Origin of the sequence: Wolbachia endosymbiont (group A) of Lypha dubia (genome assembly GCF_964028575.1) — a bacterium.
Classification (GTDB): Bacteria; Pseudomonadota; Alphaproteobacteria; order Rickettsiales; family Anaplasmataceae; genus Wolbachia; species Wolbachia pipientis.
The window spans coordinates 1467729-1491961 of sequence record NZ_OZ034796.1; the positions used below are offsets into that span (position 1 = coordinate 1467729).

Here is a 24233-nt window from a genome sequence, read left to right on the forward strand (position 1 = left end):
TCACAAAAATTTCTCAATCATATAATTTGATAAGCCTGTCGCTTGCAAGATAATATCAACAGAAATTCCTTCTTTCACTAAATTCCTTGCAACTTCAATCTTCTTTTCCTCTCTGACCTTTTCTCTACAAACATGTATACCTTCAAATAAAGACTTGATTAGCATATCGCGTAATTCCCGACTCTCAATCTTTTTGTATTCTTCTATCAAGTTTGATAGCTTTTCTTCCGCTTCACTATCCTCATCTGATTCGGGAAGTAGATCTATGATACTGATTGATAATACCTTTGCTATTTCATCTAACATTTCAAGTGAGACAGCAGCTCTCCCTTGTTCATACTCGTATATTCCTTGATTTGTTATGCCAACTTTATCCGCTAAATCTTTTTGTGTATATCCTCGTATCAATCTCCACTCTTTTATCCTTTGCCCTACTTTGTATGGAACCGGAATTTTGTTCTCCTCATACTCACCAATAGATAAGTTAGTTATTCGAGAGATAACATGAGCAGAAACTCCTACTTTCATCAAACCCCTTGCTACTTCTATTTTTACCGCTTTTCTGCTTCTTTCCTCGCTTAAACGAATAAATTTGGTTAATAAATAAAATACCTCGCTTAATTCTTCATCCTTATACCCCTTTACTAAATTTAATATTTCTTCATCTTCAAAATATCTTTTTTCATTTGGTAGTGTCTCTCCACAAACTAGACCTTTAACATTTACTGATAATGCTTCTGCTATGGCATATAACTTCTTAATTGGAATTTTACGGTTCCCTTTCTCATATTGCAGTATTACCCAGTACTTTACACCAATTTTCTCAGCTAAACCCTTCTGAGTATAACCTCGCTCTAACCTCCAACTTTTTACTTTTTGTCTTACTTCATAATCTAGACTTTTTTCCACGCAAAAAACCATATATATAATACTTTCTACTATAGCTCAAAGGCTCCAGTAAACTCTGGAACCTTAAAATAAATGAATTAAAGTTCCCTAAAGGTTTCTTTACTACCTCCACATACCCTATTTACCCATGAAGACAATACTTCATCATTGCTAATCTCTTTTATAGCATACTTTTCACTCCATATGCCACATCTAGTGAAATTACCTCTCTCTACTGCTTCTTTAAGTTTTACTCCACCGAAAAGGCAATTTTTTCCTATTTTTTCCCCCCTTTTTTGTAATTCAGCCCATAGTTCCTTATCCGCTACTTTTACTTGTACTTGATTGCAATTTTTTACATCCTGGTACAATATAATATTTAGCTCACCAATGCTTGTAGGAAATTCTAATACAACAGAACTTCCATCTGACATATCGGTATAGTTTCTTACACCTCCTTTCTCACTTTTAACCTCAACTGCATCATTGCCAATTTTTACAATATTACTTCCTAACTCTCTCAGTATTTTGGCTACCTCTACCTTGCTATCCCCAGAAAATTCTATATACGATGTTGTATTATCTATCTCAACATCTATTAATTCTCCTTCTTGCACAGCACTTTTGCCAGCTTTCTCTAGCTCTTCTAGTCTCTCATCTATCTGTGGCTGAACTTCTGGTTGTAGCTCATTATAGATTTCACCTATCAATTTATTCTCCAATAAAGTATCATGAAACTCTGCACCGTTTAGCATTAATTTACGTATTAGCTTTTTACGATCAGCCTTATCAAATTTATGAAAATGTGTGCCCAGTATCACATATTCCGCGAAGCTCCACTCTCCATCATTACATGCATTTAGCCTTGCTCCAGCAGCTAGTGCTTCGTCTACAACCTTGTGCAGTTCATTTGGACTTTTTGCTCTTACCACAGCACTCTTAAACCAGCTCAACTTTTCTGCACTTGGCTTTATTTTTTTCAAAGCTGAAGCAAATGGATTTTTATCTTCTTGATCACTTACAGGTTTTGTGCCATAAACATATTCAAATCCTTTCCCATAGTTGATTTTGTTTTCGCGAACTTCTCTACCAGGGAAAGGTGCTATTTCTTCAGGCTTTTTAGCCTTATTAATTTTGCTTACAAAGGTGGATTGCTCCTTAGTACGGCCAATTCCTACAATAGCATTTAACACCTCACCTTTTGATAATCTATCAAGATCAATGTTTAACTCGTAAGTACCTCCTTCTTGATCATCAAAAGGTACAATTATTTTATTACTCATATTAGCCTCCGCTATTAAATATATTTTACTAAGTCTATAACTGACTTTATTACTTTATAATTAATTTAATATATACTTTCTCATTAATTATAAGCAATGATTAATGTATTTGCAAATACTTTCTTCATTCAAGTAGTTAAACAACTCATGAAAATCTTCAAATATCTGCTTTATAACAGTCCTTGCTCTTTAAAACTAAAATATCCAACACTTGTAATGATAATGTGATCCAGTAACCTAATTCCTATAGTCTGACAAGCTTTAGCCAAGTCTTTAGTTACAGCTTCATCCTCATCAGATGGCTTTAACCTTCCTTCTGGGTGGTTATGCGATATTATTATTGACGTCGCTTTTCTTATTAATGCCTTTCTTGTTACTTCTCTTATGTAAAAAGGTACCTTATCCACTGTACCAGTAAACACTTCTTCCCCCTTTAAACGGCACTTTTGATCAAAATATATTATTTTCATCTTTTCCTCCTCTGAATAACCAATACTCACCCTCAAATATTTTACGATGGTTTCCAAGTTATCCATTACAGGTCCTTTCTTTAACTCTTCTCTTGGTACCCTCTTTGCAGCTTCCTTTAGGCATAAAATTACTGCTACTGTAGAGTCAGTTATCCCTTCTATAGTTTTCAAGTCATCTATTTCCTGGCCTAAAACTCCTCCTATTCCAAAATTATCTATTAGCTTTCTAGCAATAACTCGAGCTTCTTCCCTGTCATGCACTGCACTTAGAAACGTTTCTATTACTTCACGATCAAGTAGTGCTTTACCGTTGCTTTCTAATGCTCTGAATTCTATTTCTTCTCTACGATCTTTCTTATTATTCATAAAAATTACCCTTCACTAATAACAAAATGTTTTTATATATTTACTGCTGTTTTTTTGTCAGCATTGGCATAAGGCCATAGCTTTTGAGTGAAGTCAAATCAATTTTTCAATCTTTTTTACTTATTTTTTCATCAAAAAGTAAAGATATTAATAGATACTGATTTTTTATTTTAAATTTGTTGAATTTCGTCTAAAGAGATGCCCACTGTTTTTAAAATAATATTGATAGAAATTCCTTCCTTAACTAAATTCTTTGCAATTTTCATCTTTTCTACTTTCTTCACTTTCTTTTTGCAAATTTGTATGCTTTCAAACAGAGATTTTATTAGTACATTACGTAGTTCTTGGCTTTTAATCTTTTTGTATTCTTCTATTAACCTTGATAGTTCCACTTCACTATTCTCATTTTCTCTTGTTTCTGGAAGCAGATCTGTAATATTAATTAATAGTACCTTTGCTATTTCATCTAACATTTCAAGTGAAACACCAGCTCGTCCTTGTTCATATTCATATATTCTTTGATTTATTATACCCACTTTACTTGCTAAATCTTCTTGAGTGTATCCTCTTCTCAACCTCCATTCTTTTATTCTTTGACCTACTTTATACGGAATGGAAATTTTTTTCTCATCATTATCATATTCATCAATAGATAAACTGGTCGTTTGATAGATAACATGAGCAGAAACTCCTTCCTTAACTAAACCCTTTGCCACCTCTATTTTTACTGCCTTTCCACTTTCTTCCTCACTAATACGGATGAATTTAGTTAATAAATAAAACGTCTCACGTAATTCTTGATCCTTAATCTCTTTATGTCTTCTTACTAGATTTAATATCTCTTCTTCCTCATACCTTTCCTCATTTGATACTTCTTGTCCGCAAGCTAGATCTCTAGCAGTTGTTGATAATGCTTCTGCTAATTCATATAATTTCTTAATTGAAATTCTGCGTGTTCCTTTTTCATATTGCAGTATTACCTGATATGTTGTTCCGATTTTTTTTGCTAAATCTTTTTGAGTATACCCCTTTGCTATCCTACAACTTCTTACTTTCTGTCCTACTACTTTATAATATAAAAAATTAGAGTAATTATTCTCTTTTTTCACATTTTATACTCCATAACCAGAAGAGCTGTTACGTATGCTTAATTGAGAACCTTTTTGACAAACTGAACTCATCTCCTTTCAAACAATTTTTCTATATCACTTAGTTTCATTTCTATATACGTTGGTCTTCCGTGATCAGCATACGGTGTTTCCTCCATTTGTCTCATCAACTCATTCATCTCCTCCAACTTCATTTCCCTTCCAGCTCTATGGCACACAATGGTAGCTAGTATCTTGCTCACTTTTTCTTCTATAGGTAGCGTATCTCCTATCTCCATTAATCTATCAATTATATTCATCACCATCTCTCTCACATTTATTGTTCCTAAAATTGCAGGTATTTCTTTTACCCTTACTTTATCTTCTGATTCTATTTCAATAGCAAAACCCATTTCAAAAAGCTCATCTTTATAAGTTTCAATCATCTCCATTCCAGCTTGGTTTTTGATTTCAACTGTTTCAGGAAGAAGAAGTTTCTGTCTTTTTATGCTTGATTTTTGCTTTAAGCACTCGTATATCAATCTTTCATGAGCTGCGTGCTGATCTACTATAATTAATTTGCCTTTAGCCTCAGCAATAATGTAAGTACTGTGGACCTGACAGCGTGCATACCCTAGAGGATGATCCTCTATTAAATCAATTTGCTCCCTTTCTAAAACCATAGTCTCCGCTTGTAGTGGTAATCTCTGTATACCAGTATAGTCAAATGATTCTGACCGTTCTGATAAGCCTTTCTCTCCTGCATTTGGCAAGTTGAATTCTTTCATTAGCTGATTCTCAAAAGGACTTGGCCTTCTTTCGTAAAATTCTTTTCGACCCTTTACTTCTCTGCTTTTTCCATTATTAACACGCTCATTATTCCTTTGACTTTCACTAACATCAAAAGACGAACCACCCAGTTCTTCTCCAATACCTTGACACCTAGATCCATCAATATCACTCACTGAAGAGGTACCTATTCTCATTGACAACGCTTTTATTAGCCCTCTTCTCACTATTTCATATACTAGCCTCTTGTTCTGAAACCTTACCTCTGATTTATTTGGATGCACATTTACATCTACTTGATCGTATGGTATCTCTAAGTGCAGCACTGCAAAAGGATACCTCCCACTTGGAATAAAGTCCTGATACGCATATCGAATTGCACCAATAAGTAGATTGTCTTTTATTGGCCTTCCATTAACAAACGTATAGATCTGAGTTGAATTACCACGACTAATAGTTGGTTTACAGATGTGTCCCGTAAGTTTGATGCCGTCTTCTTCCTCTTTAACTTCCAGCGAATTGCTCTGAAATTCTTCTTCTGTTTCACATAATCTGTTAAATAATGAAGTTTGCTTAACATATTTTAAGAGCTTTTTATTACCGGAAGCGAGAGTAAACCCAATACTATAGTTAATCATTGCTAAGTTATTTACAATGTCAACAATGCTTTGTGTTTCTGCCCTCTCGGTTTTTAGAAATTTTAATCTATTTGGTGTGGCAAAAAATAAGTCACGAATTTCAATATATGTACCTTGCAACAAAGAACAAGGGGTAATCTCTCTTATTTTTTCTCCTCCCTCATATCTTATAGACCATGCTTCCTTTGCTCCACTTGCCTTGGATGATAATTTCATTCTGCTTACTGCTGCAATTGAAGGCAGAGCCTCTCCTCTAAAGCCAAGATGTCTGATCTCTATTAACTCACTATCACTTAATTTTGAAGTGGCATGCCTCATAAGTGCTAGTTCCAGATCGTTCTTTTCTATTCCATTTCCATCATCTATCACAGTTATAAGGTTACGTCCACCACTTTCTATTTTAATCTCTATTTCTGAACTTCCAGCATCTATTGCATTTTCTACTAATTCCTTTACTACACTCGCTGGCCTTTCTATTACCTCTCCTGCTGCTATACGGTTTATAGTTTTTGTGTCTAAAAGAATTATTGCCATAACACTCCCTCCAATCTATGAAACTTAGAGCTCCCTCTATTTTTTTGTGATTTCTTGATCTCACAATCTCTATATTTTAGCTTTTTAGATTCCTTTCTAGCAAGTCTATCTGCCTCTTCATTATAGGTATTACCACTGTGAGCTCTAACCCACTTCCAATTAACATCATGCTGTAAAGCAACTTCATCTAGCTCCTGCCATAATTCCCTGTTCTTTACTGGCTTTTTATCAGCTGTCTTCCAACCATTTGTTTTCCACTTGTTGATCCATCCTGTTATACCTTGTTTAATATACTGACTATCAGTGTGTACAATAACTCTGCAGGAAATTTTTAACATCTTTAGCCCATTAATTACAGCCTTTTTGTTATTTGTTGTGTTCTCTTCACCTCCAGAGATACGTTTTTTGATAAAGACACTTTTATTTTCATACATTACCACGGCTGCCCATCCACCAGGCCCTGGATTTCCAGAACATGCTCCATCTGTATATATTATAACCTTCTTTTTTTCGCCCATACTTACAGGATATAGATTCAACGTAAATTTGCTACCAAAATATGTTGATATTATTTTTTGAATATTTTAAAATATAAGGTGTGAGAGATTGACAAACCTGTCCTCACGATGTTAGGTAATTGAGCTTTTAGGCTCGTATTTTTATTAGGAGCGTCGAACAAGAAAAAAATCTTGTTAAACCGGAAAGAAACTATTTCTTCACTTCCATAGCAATTTTTATATATAATTTATCAAGAAGTACTTCTGCAGTTATAACCGACTGATCAATGGTGCTTAAGTGCCCGTTTAGGAGCGTGGTTTTGGAGGAACGGTTAAACCACTGATGGAGTCTATTATGACTACCTCGATTAGAAGATTGTATAATCTAACCGTCCCAAGCTTAAGTGCTTCTCCATTATAAGTTATAGTAGGATAATTACCATGATAAAGGCAAAAAGTAAACTAGAAATAGTGAATCCTGATACAGCAGGAATTGATATCGGCTCAGCTGTACATTATGTATGTGTACCTGAAGGAAGAGATGAACAACGTGTCAAAAAATTTGGATGCTTTACAGTTGATCTTCATAACTTAGCAGGGTGGTTAAAGAAATGTAAAGTTAGAACAGTAGCTATGGAATCAACAGGAGTATATTGGATTCCTTTGTTTCAAATACTTGAGTCATATGGATTTGAGGTAAAATTGGTAAATGCACGATATATTAAGAACGTGCCTGGTAGAAAATCCGACGTTCAAGACTGTCAATGGTTACAACAATTACACAGCTATGGATTACTCCATGGGTCGTTTAGACCTGATGATCAAATGTGTGTGTTGCGTAATTACGTTAGGCAACGTAGCAACCTGATTGAAAGTGCATCCACACATATTCTACGTATGCAAAAAGCGTTAATTCAAATGAACGTTCAATTACACAAAGTCATAAGTGATATTACTGGAGTGACCGGTATGCAAATTATCAAAGCAATAATTGAAGGTGAAAGGAATCCTGAAAAATTATCAGAATTGAGAGATGTACGGATAAGAAATGATAGATCTACCATGGCAAAAGCGCTAAAAGGCGACTACAGAAAGGAACTCTTATTTGTGTTAAAGCAAGAATTTGAATTGTATAATATTTATCAGGAAAAAATAGCAGAATGCGACAAAAGCATCGAACAATATTACAAAACATTTGAAACAAAATCTGACGAGAATAAGCGATGCAGCAAAATAAAGAATAGGTTTTCAAAAAACAGACCAGACTTTCCTTTACACGAAGAACTGTATAGAGTAACCGGTATTGATTTTACTAAAGTTCCTGGGCTTGATGTGCTAACTATACAAACAATTATCTCAGAAGTTGGTTTGAACCACGATAAATGGCCATCAGAGAAGCACTTTACTTCTTGGTTGGGGCTAAGTCCTGCTAATAAAGTTACAGGGGAAAAAGTATTTGGGACTAGAACTCGCAAAGTTATTGCTCGTGCTGCAAATGCTTTTAGGATGGCTGCCCAGTGTGTGTCAAGAAGCAACAGTGGGATTGGTGCATATTGCAGAAGGTTAAAAAAACGACTAGGAGCACCGAAAGCGATTACCGCTACGGCTAGGAAATTGGCGTGCATTTTTTATAGTATGCTAAAGTATGGACAGGAATATGTAGAGAAGGGCATTGATTACTATGAAAAGTTATATAAGGAAAAAATAGTGAAGACTCTAAGCAAGAAAGCTAGTGAATTTGGTTATGTCTTGATTAAAAAAGAGCTACTAGCAGAAAGAGTTTCTTAGAAGATTAGCCTCTCACACCCAAAATAGGTATTTTTGAAGTTTTTTATAGCTACTAAATTCATGAATTCATTTGCCGGGGTTTTTAGGCGCTTTATGATGGGGATATAAAAAGATGTACAAAAGGACGTCTAAGGTGCGTAGTAGCATTCTAGGATCATCTATGAAGGTAGTTTTTTGCCAACTCTTGAAATTCAGCTAAATTTACCACTTTAATAGACCTCAGCATAAAAGAGTTGAATATTTCTTCAGAATTGTGTATAATTATTAATGCTTTTTAGGTATTCTTGCTATGGCTCTTTCTAAGTTTCTCAATCCAAAATTAGACTTAACCTTCAAAAAGGTCTTTGGTACCGAAAGAAATAAAAACATTCTTATTCACTTCCTCAATGATATCTTAGGATTTACCGGGATAGATACTATACAAGAAGTTGAGTTTCTTAGCACCTATATGGATCCTGAAGTCGCCTCTGATAAACAAAGCATTGTTGACGTCCTTTGCAAGGATTCTAGTGGGTTCAGATACGTGATTGAGATGCAGCTCGCTCGTGATAGAGGCTTTGAGAAACGCGCTCAGCTATATGCTGCTAAAGCTTATTCAAGGCAGGTTGGAAAAGGTGGCGAGTACATCGATTTAAAAACAGTATTCTTTATTGCTATTTCCGATAATACGCTATTTCCTGAGGAGGTTGAGTATATTTCCACTCATAATATACGAGATATAAAAACCAACGGACATTACTTAAAAGATTTTCAGTTTGTCTTTATTGAGTTGCCTAAATTCGCAAAAAACAAAGTAGAGCAGCTAGAAAGTACAATAGAGCGCTGGTGCTTTTTTTTCAAGTATGCAGAAGATACTACAGATGAAGACCTAAAAGATATTGCAGAAAAATCGCCAATAATAAAGCTAGCATACGATGAGTTAGACAAGTTTCGCTGGAATGAGAAAGATCTGATAGCGTACGAAGAAAGGATAATGGATCTGCGGAAAGAAGAAGGCATCCTCGCTCAAAAACTTGATGATGCTAGAGAAGAAGGTAGAGAAGAAGGCATCCAAATCGGGCATGAAAAGGGCAGGGAGAAAGGGAAAGAGGAAGGCAGAAAAGAAGAAAAAATTGAAGTCGCAAAAAACCTACTTAAGGCTGGTGTTTCCATTGATATCACCTCCCAAATAACCGGCCTTCCTCAATATGCTCTTTTATGAAAAAATATTTTACTCTTTTTGACTGGCCAGGGCTTTTTTTAAAATGTCTCTTTCTCTTGTTACTTTTGCTAACTCTTTCTGTAAATCAAATCTCTCTTTGTCATAAGGTGCTACATCTGGAAATGCATTTGCCGCTGACTTTTTTTCGTTGTGTTTCTTTATCCATTTTCCTAATAAACCACCCTTTATTCCTAAATCCTTTGCTATTTTTGTAATTGTTTGACCTGCCTTTCTTTGTTCATTTGCCAGCTTAACAGCTTCCAATTTGAATTCTGCCGTATATTCTCTTGCCATTTCTAATCCTCCAAAATTTTATTTTACCCGAAAAAACTCCTTTCTTTCTCTCCACTTTTTCTGGGTAAGGTCAAGAAGCCTATTGTCTAATTATGTACCTAAATTTTATTACGGCACTTTCACTACTACTTTAACGAGTGAGCTACCTTTCTATAAAAGACCTATCGACTGTTGCAATTATAGGCGTAAACAAGAATGATAAAAGAGTACGAGATTGAGTAACTATGTACACTTCTGCTGGCATACCAGGGTATAGGTATACGTTTTTAAACTGAGCAAGCTCTGGTTTTGGTATCACTACACGTACTGAATAATAACGCCCTAGCCTTGGATCATCAAGGGCATCGGGAGAAATATTGCTTACTATACCATTAATTAAACTTAAACGACGTGCACTGTAAGCACTTAAACGAACTTTAACCTTTAGCCCTTCTAGCCCATCAATAGAGACTATGTTGCTATCTTTCTTTTGTGCTGACAGTATCTCTTCTATGTTTCTGGTCTGAATTTTAGCATCTATTATTAGGTCATCATCCGATGGCACTACGCTCATGATCGGAACTCCAGATTGTATAACACCACCTTCAGTATGGTATCTTATATCTGTGACTATCCCATCTTGAGGCGATTTAATTATTGTACGTGCTAATGAATCTTCAGCAACCATCAGTCTCTCTTTCAAGTCTGCAATAGACGTACTAACTTCCTTAAGTTCAGCGTTTGCTCTTTCTTGAGAATCATTTCTCACGTTTATAATTTCTAATTCGTTCTCTCCAATTTTTTGCTGCACTTGAGATATTGCAGAACGGTAATGTCCAACTCTGCCTTCAATTTCAGCAAACTGCTTTTCTAAAGCTAAAATGTGTGGTTTGCTTATATGGCCACTATCAAGTAATTGTCTTTTTGTTTCCAACTCCTCAGTTATCAAGTCATATTGCTTATGAGCTGCATTTAGTTGAAAGTTTAGCCCCGCTAATTCATCATTTAACTGCTTTATACGTTGTTGCAGTATGTCTGTTTTTCCCAATATGCTCTTTCTCTGAGAGTTGAACAACTTTACTTGATTCTTTATCGCTTTATTTACAAGTTCATCGTGAGATAATTTTTTAACCTCATCAGGAAACTCGAGCGTGTCCAAATCTACTCTGATTGCAAGAAGCCTTGCTTCTGTTGCTAAAAATGATAAGAGCTTCTCTTTGATGATACTTAAATTCGCCTTCTCGTTAACATCACTCAACAAAACTAGAGGCTCATCTTTTTTAACTGCTTGACCCTCTTTTACTAAAATTTTGCTTATTATTCCTCCGCCCAAGTGTTGAACTATTTTTCTATTTGAAGATACAATAACTTCTCCACTTGCATGCACCGCACCGTCAATTGGAGCTATAGCCGACCAAATACCACCTATCCCAAAAAAGATGAGTATTACTACCAGACCAAAAAATAGTGGTCCCCATGTTACTTTCAGGACTTCATTTACGTTATTACTTTCGCGTTTTAAAATAAAATTTATCACTGCATCAATCAATGCAAACGTCTTATCCAAAAATTTTGGGTACTTCTTCTTTTTATTTTTTGCTCCTTGCATATTTATATTATCACCATGGCCAATCAAGCCTGTCAAAGAAAATCCAGCGCTAAGCTTTTTTAACTTACTTATCATAATACTACTGTGAATTTGTGTTAACTCAAGATAACACACAAAAACAAAGAATCTATAATTTAAGCATTCCATTTAGACTGTAGAGCACCAGAATAAACTATTTAGTAACAATTCCTGCATCAACTATGTTTTTAAAATTTTTTGACGTTTAACTTTATTATAACTTTTTCTTTATTTTGTGAATATCTGAGTTACTTATATTATGTAAGAAATCTATTGCCAACTAGTCAATATTCTGTTAGGAATTAAGATAATATAAAGTTATTATGCTTAAATTGGAAAGCAGAAAGTTCCTGATTACTGGCGCATCAGGCGGAATAGGGCAAGCAATTGTAAAAATTATGCACAAAGCCGGAGCAACTTTATGTATTTCTGGCACAAAAAAAGAAGTGCTCGAAGAAGTTGCTAAACAATATGAAAAAAACATGCATGTACTCCCTTGTGATTTATCAAATGCTGAGGAAGTAAATCAACTAATAAATAGAGCAAGTGAGCTGATGGAAGGCTTTGACGGGCTCGTATGCAATGCGGGTATTACGCGAGACAGTTTATTATTGAGAATGACAGATGAAGCATGGCAAAAAGTAATTGATATTAACTTGAGCTCTACATTTAAGCTGAGTAGAGAAGCATGCAGAAAACTAATTAAGAATAATTGGGGAAGAATTATAAATATTTCCTCAATAATAGGGCTGACAGGAAACGCCGGGCAAGCAAATTATGCGGCGTCTAAAGCTGGAATAATAGCTATGAGCAAATCCATAGCAAAAGAAGTTGCAAGTCGTAATATAACAGTAAATTGTATTGCTCCTGGGTTTATAGATACTAAAATGACTGAAGTTTTAAATGAAGGACAAAAGGGAAAAATATTAGATAATATTCCAATGAAAAGAATGGGAACAGGGGAAGAAATAGCAGCAGGGGTCTTGTTTTTAGCAAGTGATGAAGCAAAATATATAACAGGGCATGTGCTCAATATTAATGGTGGGTTATTTATGTAGCAACACTTATGTATGGACAAATTATAATTTTTACTTTAAAATAAAAAATGTGTAGGTGTAGGTTTAGGTTAATTTATTACTTAGAGGCAAAAAAATGAGCTCTATAATGGAATTTTTTAGTGTTTTTTGCGTAGTATTGCTTTTCTCTTTCTCAGGTTATGCAGCTGACCCTGATATGGATGACACAACTAAAGTAATATGCAATATTATTGGTTATGTTTGGGGGATAGGCGGTCCACTTATGACGGTAGTAATAATTGGTGCAGCTTTGCTTGCAATATTTGGCAGGATGCCGTGGCCAGCCCTCTTTGCTCTTGGCATGTTCTGTGGTGTATTTTTTGGCGCTAAAACTATCATAACGAAAATTATGCCCAACGTAAGCGATGAAGCAAAAACTATGTTGGAAAAGTGTGGACAAAAATAATCCAAAAAGTGCAGAAATGCTTTTTTGTTATCCATTAAACCGCTTCATATCTTCAACTTGCAACAAATAAGGGCTATCTTTTGGTAAAGTTTTAACAGCTAGCTCAGCATATTTTGTAAATTGCTTTAAATCACCTTCAATACAAGCCTTTTTTGTCAAGGCAAAATAATGCATTGCCGTATCAGCTTCACATTTATATGCAATGCTTAAATACTTCCAGAAAAAAGCGTTATCTGGTTCTACATTCAAAATCTGCTCCAGGTAAAAAATCGCCTTTTTTGCATCACCGTGTAATAATAAAGTATGAGATAATGCAAGTTTCACTAAATAACTGTTTTTCTCAGATAAATACCTAAGCGATTCCTCATACATTTTTATTGCTTCACTTAAATTTCCGGCCTTGTATAGCATTTCTGCTTTTAATTCATATAGGTATGGGTCATTGCGTGACTCTTGAATCAATGAATTAACTTTAGCAATAGCCTCTTCTATCTTTCCTTGCCTATAGCAAACTATAGCATTTACATACTCAGAATTATTTTCATATTTATTAGATAACACATGAATAGGAGCAAAGAAAGAGTCTAGCTTGGCAACCACACGCTCAAACTTTAGTAACTTATCCGCAAAAATTGGTTTTACGTTGTTTTTAACCTTATAATTTTGTACAGCAAATATACGTTTCTCACTAAGTGGGTGAGTGCGGAAATATTCCTCGGTGTTCTCATGCTCAATACTTTTAAAATAATCAAAAATCTCTTTCATACCTGAATTATCATAGCCAGATTCATCAAGATACCTTAAAGCATAGCTATCTGCTACACTTTCTTGCTCTTGAGAATAGTTAAAAAATAGCCTTGAACTAAACGCTACACCACTAAGCAAAATTGCACCAGCAACCTGAGGGTTAATGATAATACTAGAAACTAATCCTACCATATAACTAATCATTGCTATCGATTGAAAATAACCCATAGCACTACTCATTTGCAATATATGACCAGCAGATATGTGAGCAATCTCATGTGCTAATATACCAAGCAGGACATAAGGTTTAGCCGAATATTGTAAAAGTCCTAAATGAATGAAAATACTGTTATTGTTAATTACAAAAGCATTAATCGAATTGTCATTAATTATAAAAACTTTTATTTGCTCATGATCAATATCCGCAGCAGAAAATAAAGGTTGCGCTAGCTCTTTCACTATTGCTTCCACTTCACTATCTCTAATAATGTTAATAGAGTAAGCATTATTACAATATGCAAAAAAGAACAATAAGGTCAAAAACTTAGCAACTCTAAACATGAAAATTCTGTGCTTGTATAATTTATAGAAATTCTATATTTTAACACTTAAATTATACAAATTTATAAACGCTAGTTTAAATTTTTAACGTAACTGATAAGTTTGTCGATGGTAGTTAACTTAATTTTATGTTGTTCAGCAAATTTAAGTAACTGAGGTAAGCGCATCATAGAGCCATCATCATTCACTAATTCACAAATAACTGCTGAATGATCAAACCCTACTAACTTCGCCATTTCAACACTCGCTTCAGTATGACCAGCACGTTGTGCCACCCCACCTTTATGTGCAATTACAGGAAAAACATGACCTGGAGTTATGATGTCATCCTGAGTACCATCCTTGTTGATAGCAGCATGTATAGTTTTCGTTCTATCCTCTGCTGAAACACCGGTTGTAATGCCATAACGTGCATCAATTGATGTAGTAAATGCGGTATGATTTTCACCAATATTTTTCTTTTCCATGAAATTAAGGCCCAACCTTTTCATGTGAAATTTAGTCATTGCTAAGCAAACAACCCCTGTACCGTACCTAACCATAAAAGCCATATGTTCCGGCTTTATTTTCTCAGCTAAGACAATCAAATCGCCTTCATTTTCTCTATTTTCATCATCAACTAAAATGAATAATTTACCGGAACGAGCATCCTCTAATACATCTTCCACAGAAGAAATACCTGGTAGACTCATTGAAGCATAAGTGGCCTGTACCATAATAATTTACTTAAATTCAATCTTAACTATTTTATACAATTTCTCTCCATTTGGCACTGTCACTTCCACATATTCACCGACTTTTTTGCCGATTAAGGCACTCCCAAGTGGTGAACTAGTAGATATTAACTGCTTTGAAACATCAGCTTCATATTCGCCTACAACCTTATAAACATATTCCACTTCACCGTTATTATCACTTAACATGCTTAATGTCACAGTTGCACCAAACATTACTGAATCACCAGACAAATTTTTTACTTCTATTACTTCCGCATGTGAGAGCTTACTTTCTATCTCCATTATACGGCCTTCAATAAAACCTAACCTTTCCCGTGCTGCATGATACTCTGCGTTTTCAGACAAATCACCTTGATCACGAGCATCAGAAATAGCCTGTATCACAGAAGGTTTTTCTTCCTTTAATTTTTCAAGTTCGGCTTGCATATTCTCAAAACCTTCCCTCGTCATAGGAAATTTATTAATAATGGATGAAGCCATAATCACCACCTAAACGCAATTAAATTGAGTAACGAAATTACTCACAATGTTAAAAATATCACCTTTTATATCATCACTCATGTCATTTGACAACTTTTTTAAAACCCCAGGGTGTACAGTATGAAAATAATTAATAAGATCATGTTCAAATTTATTAATGTAACTTATTTGTATTTTACTTAACTGATTATATAGGTTAGAAAAAATATACATCAGCACTACTTGCTCTTCTATTGACATAGGTAAATGTTGTTTTTGCTTTAATAACTCGACAAGATATTTACCCTTATTCAAGGATAATTGAACACTAGCATCAAGATCAGAACCAAATTTTGCAAAATCTTCTAATTCTCTATACTGAGCTAAGCTTAGCTTTATAGAACCAGCAACTTTCTTCACAGACTTTAGTTGTGCAGCAGAACCAACCCGTGAAACTGACAAACCTATATTTACTGCAGGTCGAAATCCTTTATAAAATAATTCAGACTCAAGAAAGATCTGCCCATCGGTAATTGAAATAACATTTGTTGGCACATATGCAGATACATCACCAGCTTGAGTTTCGACAATTGGCAAAGCAGTTAAAGAACCCTGCCCTTTTTTATCAGACATTTTAGCAGCTCTTTCAAGCAAGCGAGAATGTACATAGAATATATCTCCAGGGTAAGCTTCACGACCAGGAGGACGTCTGAGCAATAAAGACATCTGCCTATATGCCACAGCATGCTTAGATAAATCATCATATATAATCAAACAATGCATTCCATTGTCACGGAAAAATTCCCCAATAGTGCAACCAGCATAAGGTGCTAAAAATTGCATAGGCGCGCAGTCAGATGCACTAGCCACAACTACAGTTGTATACTCTAATGCTCCGCTTTCTTTCAGCTTATTTACCACTTTTGCTACTGTTGAAATTTTTTGCCCAATAGCAACATAAACACAGTAAACTTTTTGATTTTCGTTTACCTCATCGTTAATCTTCTTCTGATTGATAATAGTATCAAGCGCAATAGTAGTTTTACCAATTTGTCTATCACCAATAATTAATTCACGCTGCCCTCTACCTATTGGAATTAGCAAATCTATAATTTTAATTCCTGTTTGCAGTGGCTCATGCACAGACTTACGATCAATAATGCCTGGCGCTTTAGATTCTATATCCATTCTGTTTTTGGCTCTAATTTCCCCACCGTCGTCCATAGGATGGCCCAACGCATTTACAACTCTCCCTAACAATTCATGCCCTACAGGCACCTGCACAACATCACCACTACATTTTACAACGTCCCCTTCTTTCACATCACGGTCATTACCAAGCACAACTATTCCAGCCGTATCATGATCTAAATCGAGAACTATTCCTTCTACACCACTTGCAAAAAATACCTTTTCACCGAATTTTGCTTTTTCCAGCCCATAAACCAATGCGATACCATCTGTTACTGAAATTACTTCACCTATATTTTCCCGCTTTATAGGATTATCAAACGTCTCAACCTTTTCTCTTATTATACTTGCTATCTCAGAAACATTCATACTGTTCTTCATACAAAATTCCTTACTTTTAATATTTCCATTTTACTTAAGTCAACTAACCTATCCAAGTAACTTTTTAGCGAAGCATCGATCAAATTAAAACCATACCTAACTACGAAGCCACCTAGTATAGAAGGGTCAACCACATTGCTTACTTTTATTATTTTACCAAGAAAGCTCAAAGATTCAGTAATTATTTTTATATCAGATTCCTTTAAAGTTTCTGCTGACTTTATACTAATTTCGAATTCATTTTCATTTTCTCTTGCAAGACTTAAGAATTTTTCTAATATAAGGATCAATAAACTAGAGCGTTTATTTGCAAATATAACCATAATAAATTTTACTAAATTCTCACTCAAGTGCTCATTTATAGAAAGCATCACTTCTTTTTTGTGTGCAAAAGAAATCATAGGATGAGATAGGTACACAAAAACATCACGTTGATCCTTAAAAAAAGCCAACAAAAATTCTACTTCTTTCCTTATAATACCTAACCTGCTTCCTGAGACATGAAATAGCACTCTAGCGTAAGATGAAACTAAATTATTGTATTGGGTCTTTTTCATATTAAATCCAGTAAATCTAAATTAATTCAGCTACAAATCTTTCATTCTTCAATCCAAGCATTTTTTATATAAACAGGTCTTCTCTTTAAGGAAAGAAAATATAAATCATATCTGACTGAATAATCTAAAAAACTAAGGTTTTTACTTAAGAAATACTTAGAAGAATTTATAATAGACTGACATTGAAGATGAGATATCGGTATTTCTTTTCCAAGTAAACTTGTTTTAACTTCTATAAAAATCAGCTCCTTTTTTTTAGATACAATTAAGTCAATTTCACCGAACTTACAACGGTAACGGCGTTTTATAACATTATACCATTTCAGTTTTAAATATACTAAAACTAATAACTCGCCAAAGTAACCTACAAAGTAGCGTAACCTACTTACCACAAGAAGAACAATTATGATAACAATTAACTTTGTGTAACTACTTTGCCTCCTTCTTTATTTTTACTATAAACCTTACCTCTTGCTGCAATATCCCTATCAACCAGTTCTATCACTGCCATTGAAGCGCAATCACCCTTTCGAGTGCTAAATTTTATTATTCTAGAATACCCACCTTTACGATCTTGATAACGGCTGGCTAAGACGTTTAATAACTTATCAACTGCTAACTTACTATTATGAAGGCGTGAAAGCAAAAGTCTTCTACCATGTAAAGTATTCTTATTCTTAGCAATTGTAATAAACTTTTCGACATATGGACGAAGTTCCTTAGCTTTTGGTAAAGTAGTTACAATCTGCTCATGGTTAATTAATGAGATAGATAGATTCTTTAACGTCGATAATCTATGTTCAGTACAACGAGATAGTTTACGTTTTTTTATTCCATGTTTCATATATCACCTAATCTTCATCAGTATGTTGTTTAGCCAACTCATCTATATCCTTAGGTGGCCAGTTTAGCACATTCATACCCAAAGATAAGCCAAAATTAGTCAAAACTGCCTTAATCTCATTCAAAGACTTCCTGCCAAAATTAGCAGTTCTTAACATTTCACCTTCTGTCTTTTGCACAAGATCACCTATATAAGTGATGTTTTCGTTTTTCAGACAGTTATGAGACCTGACAGATAATTCCATTTCATCTACCTTACGCAATAAGACAGGGTCATAACCCAAATCTTTAGCACCACTAGACGAAGAAACCTGCGATTTTTTATAACTTACATCAGAACTAATAAAGGGCTGAAGTTGCTCCTGTAATATTCTTGCAGCAGAGTCAACAGCTTGACTCGGAGAAATTGTACCATCAGTTTCAATTGACAATATCAGCTTATCCTTATCAGTCACTTGGCCAACACGACTGTTCTCTACCCTGTACGAAACCCTGTTGACAGGGCTATACAAAGCATTAACTGGAATAAAACCAATTAAATCCTGTTCACTCATAAGCTTCAAAAGTTCGTTTTCTTTATACTTAATTACAGGAAGATAACCTTTTCCGCTAGCCACATATATGGTCATGTTAAGCTCTACATTTTGCCCCAGCGTACATATTAATAAATCCTTATTAACAATAGAGCATTGATCATCAGTTTCTATCATCCCAGCTAATACCTGGCAAGGCCCTTTAGCGTTTAAATTTAAGCATTTATTAGAAGCACCATTTAATTTACACCTCAACATGCCCATATTTAACACTATATCAGTTACATCTTCTCTCACCCCTTGAATTGAAGTAAACTCATGAGTTACACCTTCAATTTTTATTCCATAAACAGCACTACCTTTAAGAGAAGATAACATTACACGTCTTAATGCATTACCTAATGTTAAAGCAAAACCACTTTCCAACGGTTCTAGCACTATATCACTTTTTTCACTTGAATCATCTGATATTACCTTAACTGAACTAGGTTTAATCAATTTATCTAAATTGCTACAGAGAGACACATCATTATTATAATACATAAAACAACCTTTTCAAATATCCTATACTCTTCTTTTTTTTCTTAACCTGCACCCATTATGAGGAATTGCGGTTTTATCTGCAATTGAAGTCACAGTCAACCCACAGCTCTGAAGTGCTTTAACCGCAGCTTCAGTACCAAAGCCAGGACCACGAATTATTACAGAGACAACCTTCATACCAAATCTCTCTATTGCATTCTTCGCAGCAGCCTCCGCAGCCTTACCTGCAGCATAAGGTGTGGATTTTCTCGAACCTGAAAAACCACATGCACCCACAGAAGTTTGACATAGCGTATTACCATGAACATCAGTTACATTTACAAAAGTATTATTAAAAGTTGCACGAATATGGACAACACCAGTAATAAACTCCTTCTTACTCTTACTAACCGTTTTGACTTTTTTCATTAAAACTCACAATAATAATAAATTTTATTTTTTCCCAGCAATAGGCAACCGAGATCTACCTTTACGAGTCTTAGCATTAGTATGAGTCCTTTGCCCTCTCACAGGTAAACCTTTTCTATGTCTCACCCCTCTATAGCATCCCATTTCCACTAAAGATTTTATGTTCATAGCCACTTCTTTTCTGAGCTCACCTTCTATAACATAATTTTGTCTAATGAAACCGCTGATCTTTTCTATATCTTCATCTCGTAATTCTGAAACACGTTTGCGCTTATCAACTTCGCAAGCGTGACAAATTACATTCGCAGTAGCAATACCTATACCATATATATAAGTTAATGCAAAAGGAACACATTTCCTCACTGGAATATTTATGCCTGCAATACGTGCCACTGGTACCTCGATACTTTATTAATAACAACTCTTAATTTATACCATAAAACAACTCAGAGTCAAACCAAATTACAAGAAATTTTACTTTCAATCTCTTGCGTTACCTCATCAACACTCAAATTAGCGTCAATTGTTAATAATTTGCCTTTATAATACTCGCGTAAACCTTTCATTTGAAGGTGATATTCACTTATTCTCTTATTAATTGCAGACATATCAGCATCATCAATTCTTTTCTCTAACCTCGTACTTTTACATTTAGCACAAGTAGTACTCTTAAAAGAAGATACACTATATATGCTTTTACAGTCCAAACACGCGAGACGATTTTTTAACCTATCGATTGCAATATTATCGTCAAGCTGCAGCTCAACTACAATGTCAACATCCCTATTATATTTTTCTTGCAAAACTTGAGTCAAAAAATGAGCCTGGTTTAAATTTCTCGGAAAACCATCTAATAAGCAATTATCATCCACTAATGCAAGCTGGTCACGTAATAATCCACATATAATTTCATCTTGAATTAAATTACCAGATTCCACGGTACCCTTTATTTTTTTACCTAACTCACTACTGCTAGATATAATATTCCTTAATAAATCCCCTACTGAAATTAATTTTAAATTATATTTTGCTATTAACAAGCTTGACTGAGTACCTTTACCAGAACCTGGAGGACCAAAAATCGTAATGATCATCTTACTTTCCTCGTTTTAGACTCATATTTCTTTATCCAGTTGTCGTACCTATTTGAAAAAATATAAGATTGTATTTGCATAATAGTATCAGTAATAACGTTCACTATAATCAGTAAGCTCGTCCCACCAAAAATAAATGGTATATCATAATAATATCTCATAACTTCAGGTACAGTACATATGACTACCAAATACGCAGAGCCAATGAATGTCAACTTAAAAACTATATCTTGAAGGTAATCAGAAGTATGTTTCCCAGGCCTTCTACCAGGTATAAAACCACCATTTTTTTTAAGAAAATCTGCGTTTTCCTCTGGATTAAATATAAAATTGGTATAGAAAAAATTAAAAAATACTATCAGCACCAAATAGGCTACAATATATACTACTTTATTTGCCATAAAGTAATTCAAAATAAAATCAGAAAAAGCGTGCCCCTTATAGAAATTTGCAATTGAAATAGGTGTCAATAAAATTGCATTAGCAAAAATGGTTGGTACTACACCAGATAAATTAATCTTCAATGGAATATAAGTAAAATCGTCATTATGTAATCTTTTAAATTGCTTTTTAGGATGTTGAACAATAACCTTTCTATAAGAAGACTCTACAAAAATGACTAAGAGTAGCAGCAAAAAAAACAATACCAAAACAAAAAGGATAATAAATAACGATACGCTACCGTTTTTATTTAACGTTAACAAAGATGACAAAGCGCTGTGTAACTCTGATATTATACCCGTGAAAATGATTAATGAGATACCATTGCCTATACCGCTAGCGCTGATTCGTTCACCAAGCCATATTAAAAGCATAGTTCCACCTAAAAGGCTGAAAACACCTATTGTACGAAACATAACACCAGGTTCGATTACAACCAATACCCCTTCCCTATTCATCCCTTCCAATCCAACCAAAATTGGAATTGATTGAAATACACAAATTACTATGGTCAGATAGCGTATATAAGAATTCATCTTTCTACGGCCTGACTCTCCATCATTCTTAACTTCCTTCATTCCTTTAATCGCAGAAGAAAGTAACTGAATAATGATAGAAGCCATTATATATGGCATAACGTTCAATGCTAGAATTGTCATTCTAGCCAATGCACCACCAGAAAATAAATTAAATACTCCAAAAACGCCTGAGCCATCTTTGGGAAATATATCATTAATTACATCAAGATTAATTCCAGGAATAGGCACATAAGTACCCAAGCGATAGCAAATTAAAGCTATTAGCGTAAAAAATATACGCTTTAATAAATCGCCTTTATATAACAACGTAGGATCCAAGCTATTAAATGCTGATTTATTGCCCATGACTTACGATAGTATTTCCACACTACCACCAACTGAAGCTACAGATTTTTTTGCAGCTTCTGACGCAAAATCAACATGAAACACAAATTTTTCGCTCAACTTACCTTTATTAAGAAGTTTAATTTTATCCTTAATAGACTTTATAAAACCTAATTTATACAGCCTCTCCTTATCTATAACAGAGTCTTTCACTATTTTTTTAGCTTCCATTAAGCGCTGTATATCGCCAACATTAATTATAGAGTATATGCTCCTACGTATAGGCTTAAAACCTCTTTTAGGCAAACGAGTATATATAGACTGTTGTCCACCCTCAAAACCATTTATAGAAACTCCACTTCTAGCCTTCTGCCCTTTATGCCCTCTACCGGATGTTTTACCTTTACCACAACCGATACCTCTACCCAGCAACTTAGGCTTCTTTTTCTTAGATAATTTAGTAAATATAGAGTTTAATTTTACAGCATTATTCATACTTTACCTGTTTCCAACTATCTCGCTAATCTTTTTGCCTCTTTTGCTTGCTACCTGACGAGGAGATAACATACTATCAAAAGCCTTAAACACCGCACATATAACGTTATGAGGATTATTTGATCTAGTGGATTTAGCTACCACATCCTTTATACCTAACACCTCAAAAACTGATCTAATCGCTCCACCAGCAATAATACCTGTTCCGGCTCTTGCGGTTCTTAAAACTATCTCACCAGAACAAAATTTAGCTTTAATATCATGATGCAAAGTTCTACCTTCACGCAAGTACACTCTAATCATTGATTTCTTTGCAGCATTTACAGCTTTGACTCTTGCTTCAGCAACTTCTGCGTGCTTACCTATTCCACACCCTACCCTACCCTTCTCATCGCCAACAACAACCAAAATTGAAAATGAAAATCTTCTACCACCTTTGGTAACCGTTGTCACTCTTCGTACCGAAACTAAAAGCTCTGATAAATCATTATTATTTTGTAAATTCTTTATAGCCATATTCAAAACCTTCTAAAATTCAAATCCAGAACTTCTTAAAGCCTCAGCAAATTGAGAAACTAATCCTGTGTATTTATACGCTCCACGATCAAACGTAAGCTGCTGCTCTAATTTCATGCCAGACAGACGCTCAACCATTAAAGAAGAAACCTGTTTTATAGTTTCAGCGTTGACTTTCCCTTTACATACATCCTTAATTTTAGCATCCAAAGTAGAAGCTGAAGTGAGAGTTATTCCTTTTACATCATTAATTAACTGGACATAAAAATGCCTATTAGATTTAAATATGGATATACGTAAACGTTCAGCGCTCTTGTCAAGCTTCGCTCTATTACGTAACTTCCTTTTTTCAGAATTACTTAAAAAATTATACGATCTTTTCATTTTTATTACTTCTTTTTACTTACAACCTTACGCAGCATAAATTTGCCTTTTATTACAACACCCTTACCTTTATAAGGATCATATTTTCTAATTTTGCATATATCAGACGCCACCATATAGACCTTCTGCTTATCCATACCACTAACTACTAAGTGAGTTGGCTTTATGCACTTAATCTCAACATCTTTAGGCACTTTATATTTAACATTATGGCTATAACCAAGATATAAAGTCAAATACTTACCATCACACTCTGCCTTATATCCCACACCGTTAATCTCAAGATTAACAGAAAAACCATCAACCATGCCGTTAATGATATTATTAATATTACTCCTATAAGTGCCCCACATAGGCTTTATTTTATCATAATTATCTTTATCTTGATCAACAGAAAGCAATAGCTGATTATCAATAATCTGACACACAACATCCCTGATCAAGCTAACTTCCTTTTCAGCCTTAGCACTCTTTATTAACATACTACCATTATTATATTCAACTGAAACACCAGCAGGAATATTGATAGGAGCAGCACCTATACGAGACATGAATT

General features: G+C 34.6%; 27 protein-coding genes and 1 pseudogene. 4 read left to right on the top strand and 24 right to left on the bottom strand.

Annotated elements, in window-relative coordinates; translation table 11 throughout:
• The 6 genes and pseudogenes from ABWU72_RS07380 to rnhA form a co-directional block, all read right to left on the bottom strand.
• Positions 1-921, bottom strand: coding sequence for a helix-turn-helix domain-containing protein (locus ABWU72_RS07380; RefSeq protein ID WP_353284025.1), 921 nt, complete (start codon positions 919-921; stop codon positions 1-3).
• A gap of 65 nt (positions 922-986) precedes the next feature.
• Positions 987-2171: a hypothetical protein gene (locus ABWU72_RS07385; RefSeq protein WP_353284026.1), complete on the bottom strand. Its 1185-nt coding sequence runs from the start codon at positions 2169-2171 to the stop codon at positions 987-989.
• Between the two features lie 170 nt (positions 2172-2341).
• Positions 2342-3007, bottom strand: a complete 666-nt coding sequence (locus ABWU72_RS07390; RefSeq protein WP_264731837.1) for a RadC family protein — start codon at positions 3005-3007, stop codon at positions 2342-2344.
• A gap of 170 nt (positions 3008-3177) precedes the next feature.
• Complete coding sequence (locus ABWU72_RS07395; RefSeq protein WP_353284027.1) at positions 3178-4116, bottom strand: helix-turn-helix domain-containing protein; 939 nt, start codon at positions 4114-4116, stop codon at positions 3178-3180.
• 68 nt (positions 4117-4184) lie between these two features.
• Entirely contained in the window at positions 4185-6056 is a 1872-nt protein-coding gene (gene mutL / locus ABWU72_RS07400) for a DNA mismatch repair endonuclease MutL (RefSeq protein ID WP_353284028.1), read from the bottom strand.
• An 80-nt stretch (positions 6057-6136) separates the two neighbouring features.
• A pseudogene (gene rnhA / locus ABWU72_RS07405) lies at positions 6137-6574 on the bottom strand (ribonuclease HI); the annotation flags it as partial.
• Between the two features lie 420 nt (positions 6575-6994).
• Between rnhA and ABWU72_RS07410 the strand changes: the two are divergent.
• Positions 6995-8341: an IS110 family transposase gene (locus ABWU72_RS07410; protein WP_174515809.1), complete on the top strand. Its 1347-nt coding sequence runs from the start codon at positions 6995-6997 to the stop codon at positions 8339-8341.
• Between the two features lie 289 nt (positions 8342-8630).
• The gene (locus ABWU72_RS07415; protein ID WP_174515810.1) at positions 8631-9542 is read left to right on the top strand and encodes an Rpn family recombination-promoting nuclease/putative transposase; all 912 of its coding nucleotides are present in this window, start codon (positions 8631-8633) and stop codon (positions 9540-9542) included.
• 9 nt (positions 9543-9551) lie between these two features.
• Here the strand turns inward: ABWU72_RS07415 and ABWU72_RS07420 are convergent, their stop codons facing one another.
• Complete coding sequence (locus ABWU72_RS07420; protein WP_264724049.1) at positions 9552-9836, bottom strand: transposase; 285 nt, start codon at positions 9834-9836, stop codon at positions 9552-9554.
• A gap of 142 nt (positions 9837-9978) precedes the next feature.
• Positions 9979-11499 (bottom strand): HlyD family type I secretion periplasmic adaptor subunit, encoded by a 1521-nt coding sequence (locus ABWU72_RS07425; RefSeq protein WP_174516815.1) that lies wholly within the window; start codon positions 11497-11499, stop codon positions 9979-9981.
• Between the two features lie 266 nt (positions 11500-11765).
• Here ABWU72_RS07425 and fabG point away from each other — a divergent pair, with 266 nt between their 5' ends.
• Together fabG and ABWU72_RS07435 are read left to right on the top strand one after the other, a co-directional pair.
• Entirely contained in the window at positions 11766-12500 is a 735-nt protein-coding gene (gene fabG / locus ABWU72_RS07430; protein WP_015589136.1) for a 3-oxoacyl-[acyl-carrier-protein] reductase, read from the top strand.
• Positions 12501-12594: 94 nt separating this feature from the next.
• On the top strand, positions 12595-12924 hold the full coding sequence (locus ABWU72_RS07435) for a TrbC/VirB2 family protein (RefSeq protein ID WP_155968336.1): 330 nt from the start codon (positions 12595-12597) through the stop codon (positions 12922-12924).
• 27 nt (positions 12925-12951) lie between these two features.
• Here the strand turns inward: ABWU72_RS07435 and ABWU72_RS07440 are convergent, their stop codons facing one another.
• From ABWU72_RS07440 to rplF, 16 genes are all read right to left on the bottom strand, one after another.
• Positions 12952-14232, bottom strand: a complete 1281-nt coding sequence (locus tag ABWU72_RS07440) for a M48 family metalloprotease (protein ID WP_155968334.1) — start codon at positions 14230-14232, stop codon at positions 12952-12954.
• Positions 14233-14303: 71 nt separating this feature from the next.
• A complete protein-coding gene (ribB, locus tag ABWU72_RS07445) occupies positions 14304-14948 on the bottom strand; it encodes a 3,4-dihydroxy-2-butanone-4-phosphate synthase (RefSeq protein ID WP_007549343.1) in 645 nt (214 codons plus the stop codon).
• Between the two features lie 6 nt (positions 14949-14954).
• Positions 14955-15449 (bottom strand): transcription elongation factor GreA, encoded by a 495-nt coding sequence (gene greA, locus ABWU72_RS07450; RefSeq protein WP_007549342.1) that lies wholly within the window; start codon positions 15447-15449, stop codon positions 14955-14957.
• Positions 15450-15458: 9 nt separating this feature from the next.
• Positions 15459-17000 carry a F0F1 ATP synthase subunit alpha gene (atpA, locus tag ABWU72_RS07455; RefSeq protein WP_012673176.1) on the bottom strand — a complete coding sequence of 514 codons (1542 nt, stop codon included), beginning with the start codon at positions 16998-17000 and terminating at the stop codon, positions 15459-15461.
• Positions 16997-17557, bottom strand: coding sequence for an ATP synthase F1 subunit delta (gene atpH / locus ABWU72_RS07460; RefSeq protein WP_155968332.1), 561 nt, complete (start codon positions 17555-17557; stop codon positions 16997-16999). The genes atpA and atpH overlap by 4 nt, the downstream gene beginning before the upstream one ends.
• A gap of 41 nt (positions 17558-17598) precedes the next feature.
• The gene (locus ABWU72_RS07465; protein ID WP_012673177.1) at positions 17599-17949 is read right to left on the bottom strand and encodes a YraN family protein; all 351 of its coding nucleotides are present in this window, start codon (positions 17947-17949) and stop codon (positions 17599-17601) included.
• Between the two features lie 23 nt (positions 17950-17972).
• Positions 17973-18401 (bottom strand): 50S ribosomal protein L17, encoded by a 429-nt coding sequence (gene rplQ / locus ABWU72_RS07470; protein ID WP_007550873.1) that lies wholly within the window; start codon positions 18399-18401, stop codon positions 17973-17975.
• Positions 18402-18408: 7 nt separating this feature from the next.
• Positions 18409-19476 carry a DNA-directed RNA polymerase subunit alpha gene (locus ABWU72_RS07475; RefSeq protein WP_077188176.1) on the bottom strand — a complete coding sequence of 356 codons (1068 nt, stop codon included), beginning with the start codon at positions 19474-19476 and terminating at the stop codon, positions 18409-18411.
• Between the two features lie 21 nt (positions 19477-19497).
• Entirely contained in the window at positions 19498-19884 is a 387-nt protein-coding gene (rpsK, locus tag ABWU72_RS07480) for a 30S ribosomal protein S11 (RefSeq protein WP_213863584.1), read from the bottom strand.
• A gap of 24 nt (positions 19885-19908) precedes the next feature.
• Positions 19909-20277 carry a 30S ribosomal protein S13 gene (gene rpsM, locus ABWU72_RS07485; protein ID WP_010962745.1) on the bottom strand — a complete coding sequence of 123 codons (369 nt, stop codon included), beginning with the start codon at positions 20275-20277 and terminating at the stop codon, positions 19909-19911.
• A 59-nt stretch (positions 20278-20336) separates the two neighbouring features.
• Positions 20337-20978: an adenylate kinase family protein gene (locus ABWU72_RS07490; protein WP_007550178.1), complete on the bottom strand. Its 642-nt coding sequence runs from the start codon at positions 20976-20978 to the stop codon at positions 20337-20339.
• Entirely contained in the window at positions 20975-22303 is a 1329-nt protein-coding gene (gene secY, locus ABWU72_RS07495) for a preprotein translocase subunit SecY (protein WP_010962747.1), read from the bottom strand. Before secY ends, ABWU72_RS07490 begins: the two co-directional genes overlap by 4 nt.
• Positions 22304-22306: 3 nt before the next feature.
• The gene (gene rplO / locus ABWU72_RS07500; protein WP_006279863.1) at positions 22307-22777 is read right to left on the bottom strand and encodes a 50S ribosomal protein L15; all 471 of its coding nucleotides are present in this window, start codon (positions 22775-22777) and stop codon (positions 22307-22309) included.
• Positions 22778-22780: 3 nt separating this feature from the next.
• Complete coding sequence (gene rpsE, locus ABWU72_RS07505) at positions 22781-23293, bottom strand: 30S ribosomal protein S5 (RefSeq protein ID WP_010962748.1); 513 nt, start codon at positions 23291-23293, stop codon at positions 22781-22783.
• A gap of 12 nt (positions 23294-23305) precedes the next feature.
• Positions 23306-23677: a 50S ribosomal protein L18 gene (gene rplR, locus ABWU72_RS07510; protein WP_006279867.1), complete on the bottom strand. Its 372-nt coding sequence runs from the start codon at positions 23675-23677 to the stop codon at positions 23306-23308.
• A 5-nt stretch (positions 23678-23682) separates the two neighbouring features.
• Positions 23683-24228: a 50S ribosomal protein L6 gene (gene rplF, locus ABWU72_RS07515; RefSeq protein ID WP_007551152.1), complete on the bottom strand. Its 546-nt coding sequence runs from the start codon at positions 24226-24228 to the stop codon at positions 23683-23685.
• Positions 24229-24233 lie beyond the last annotated feature (5 nt).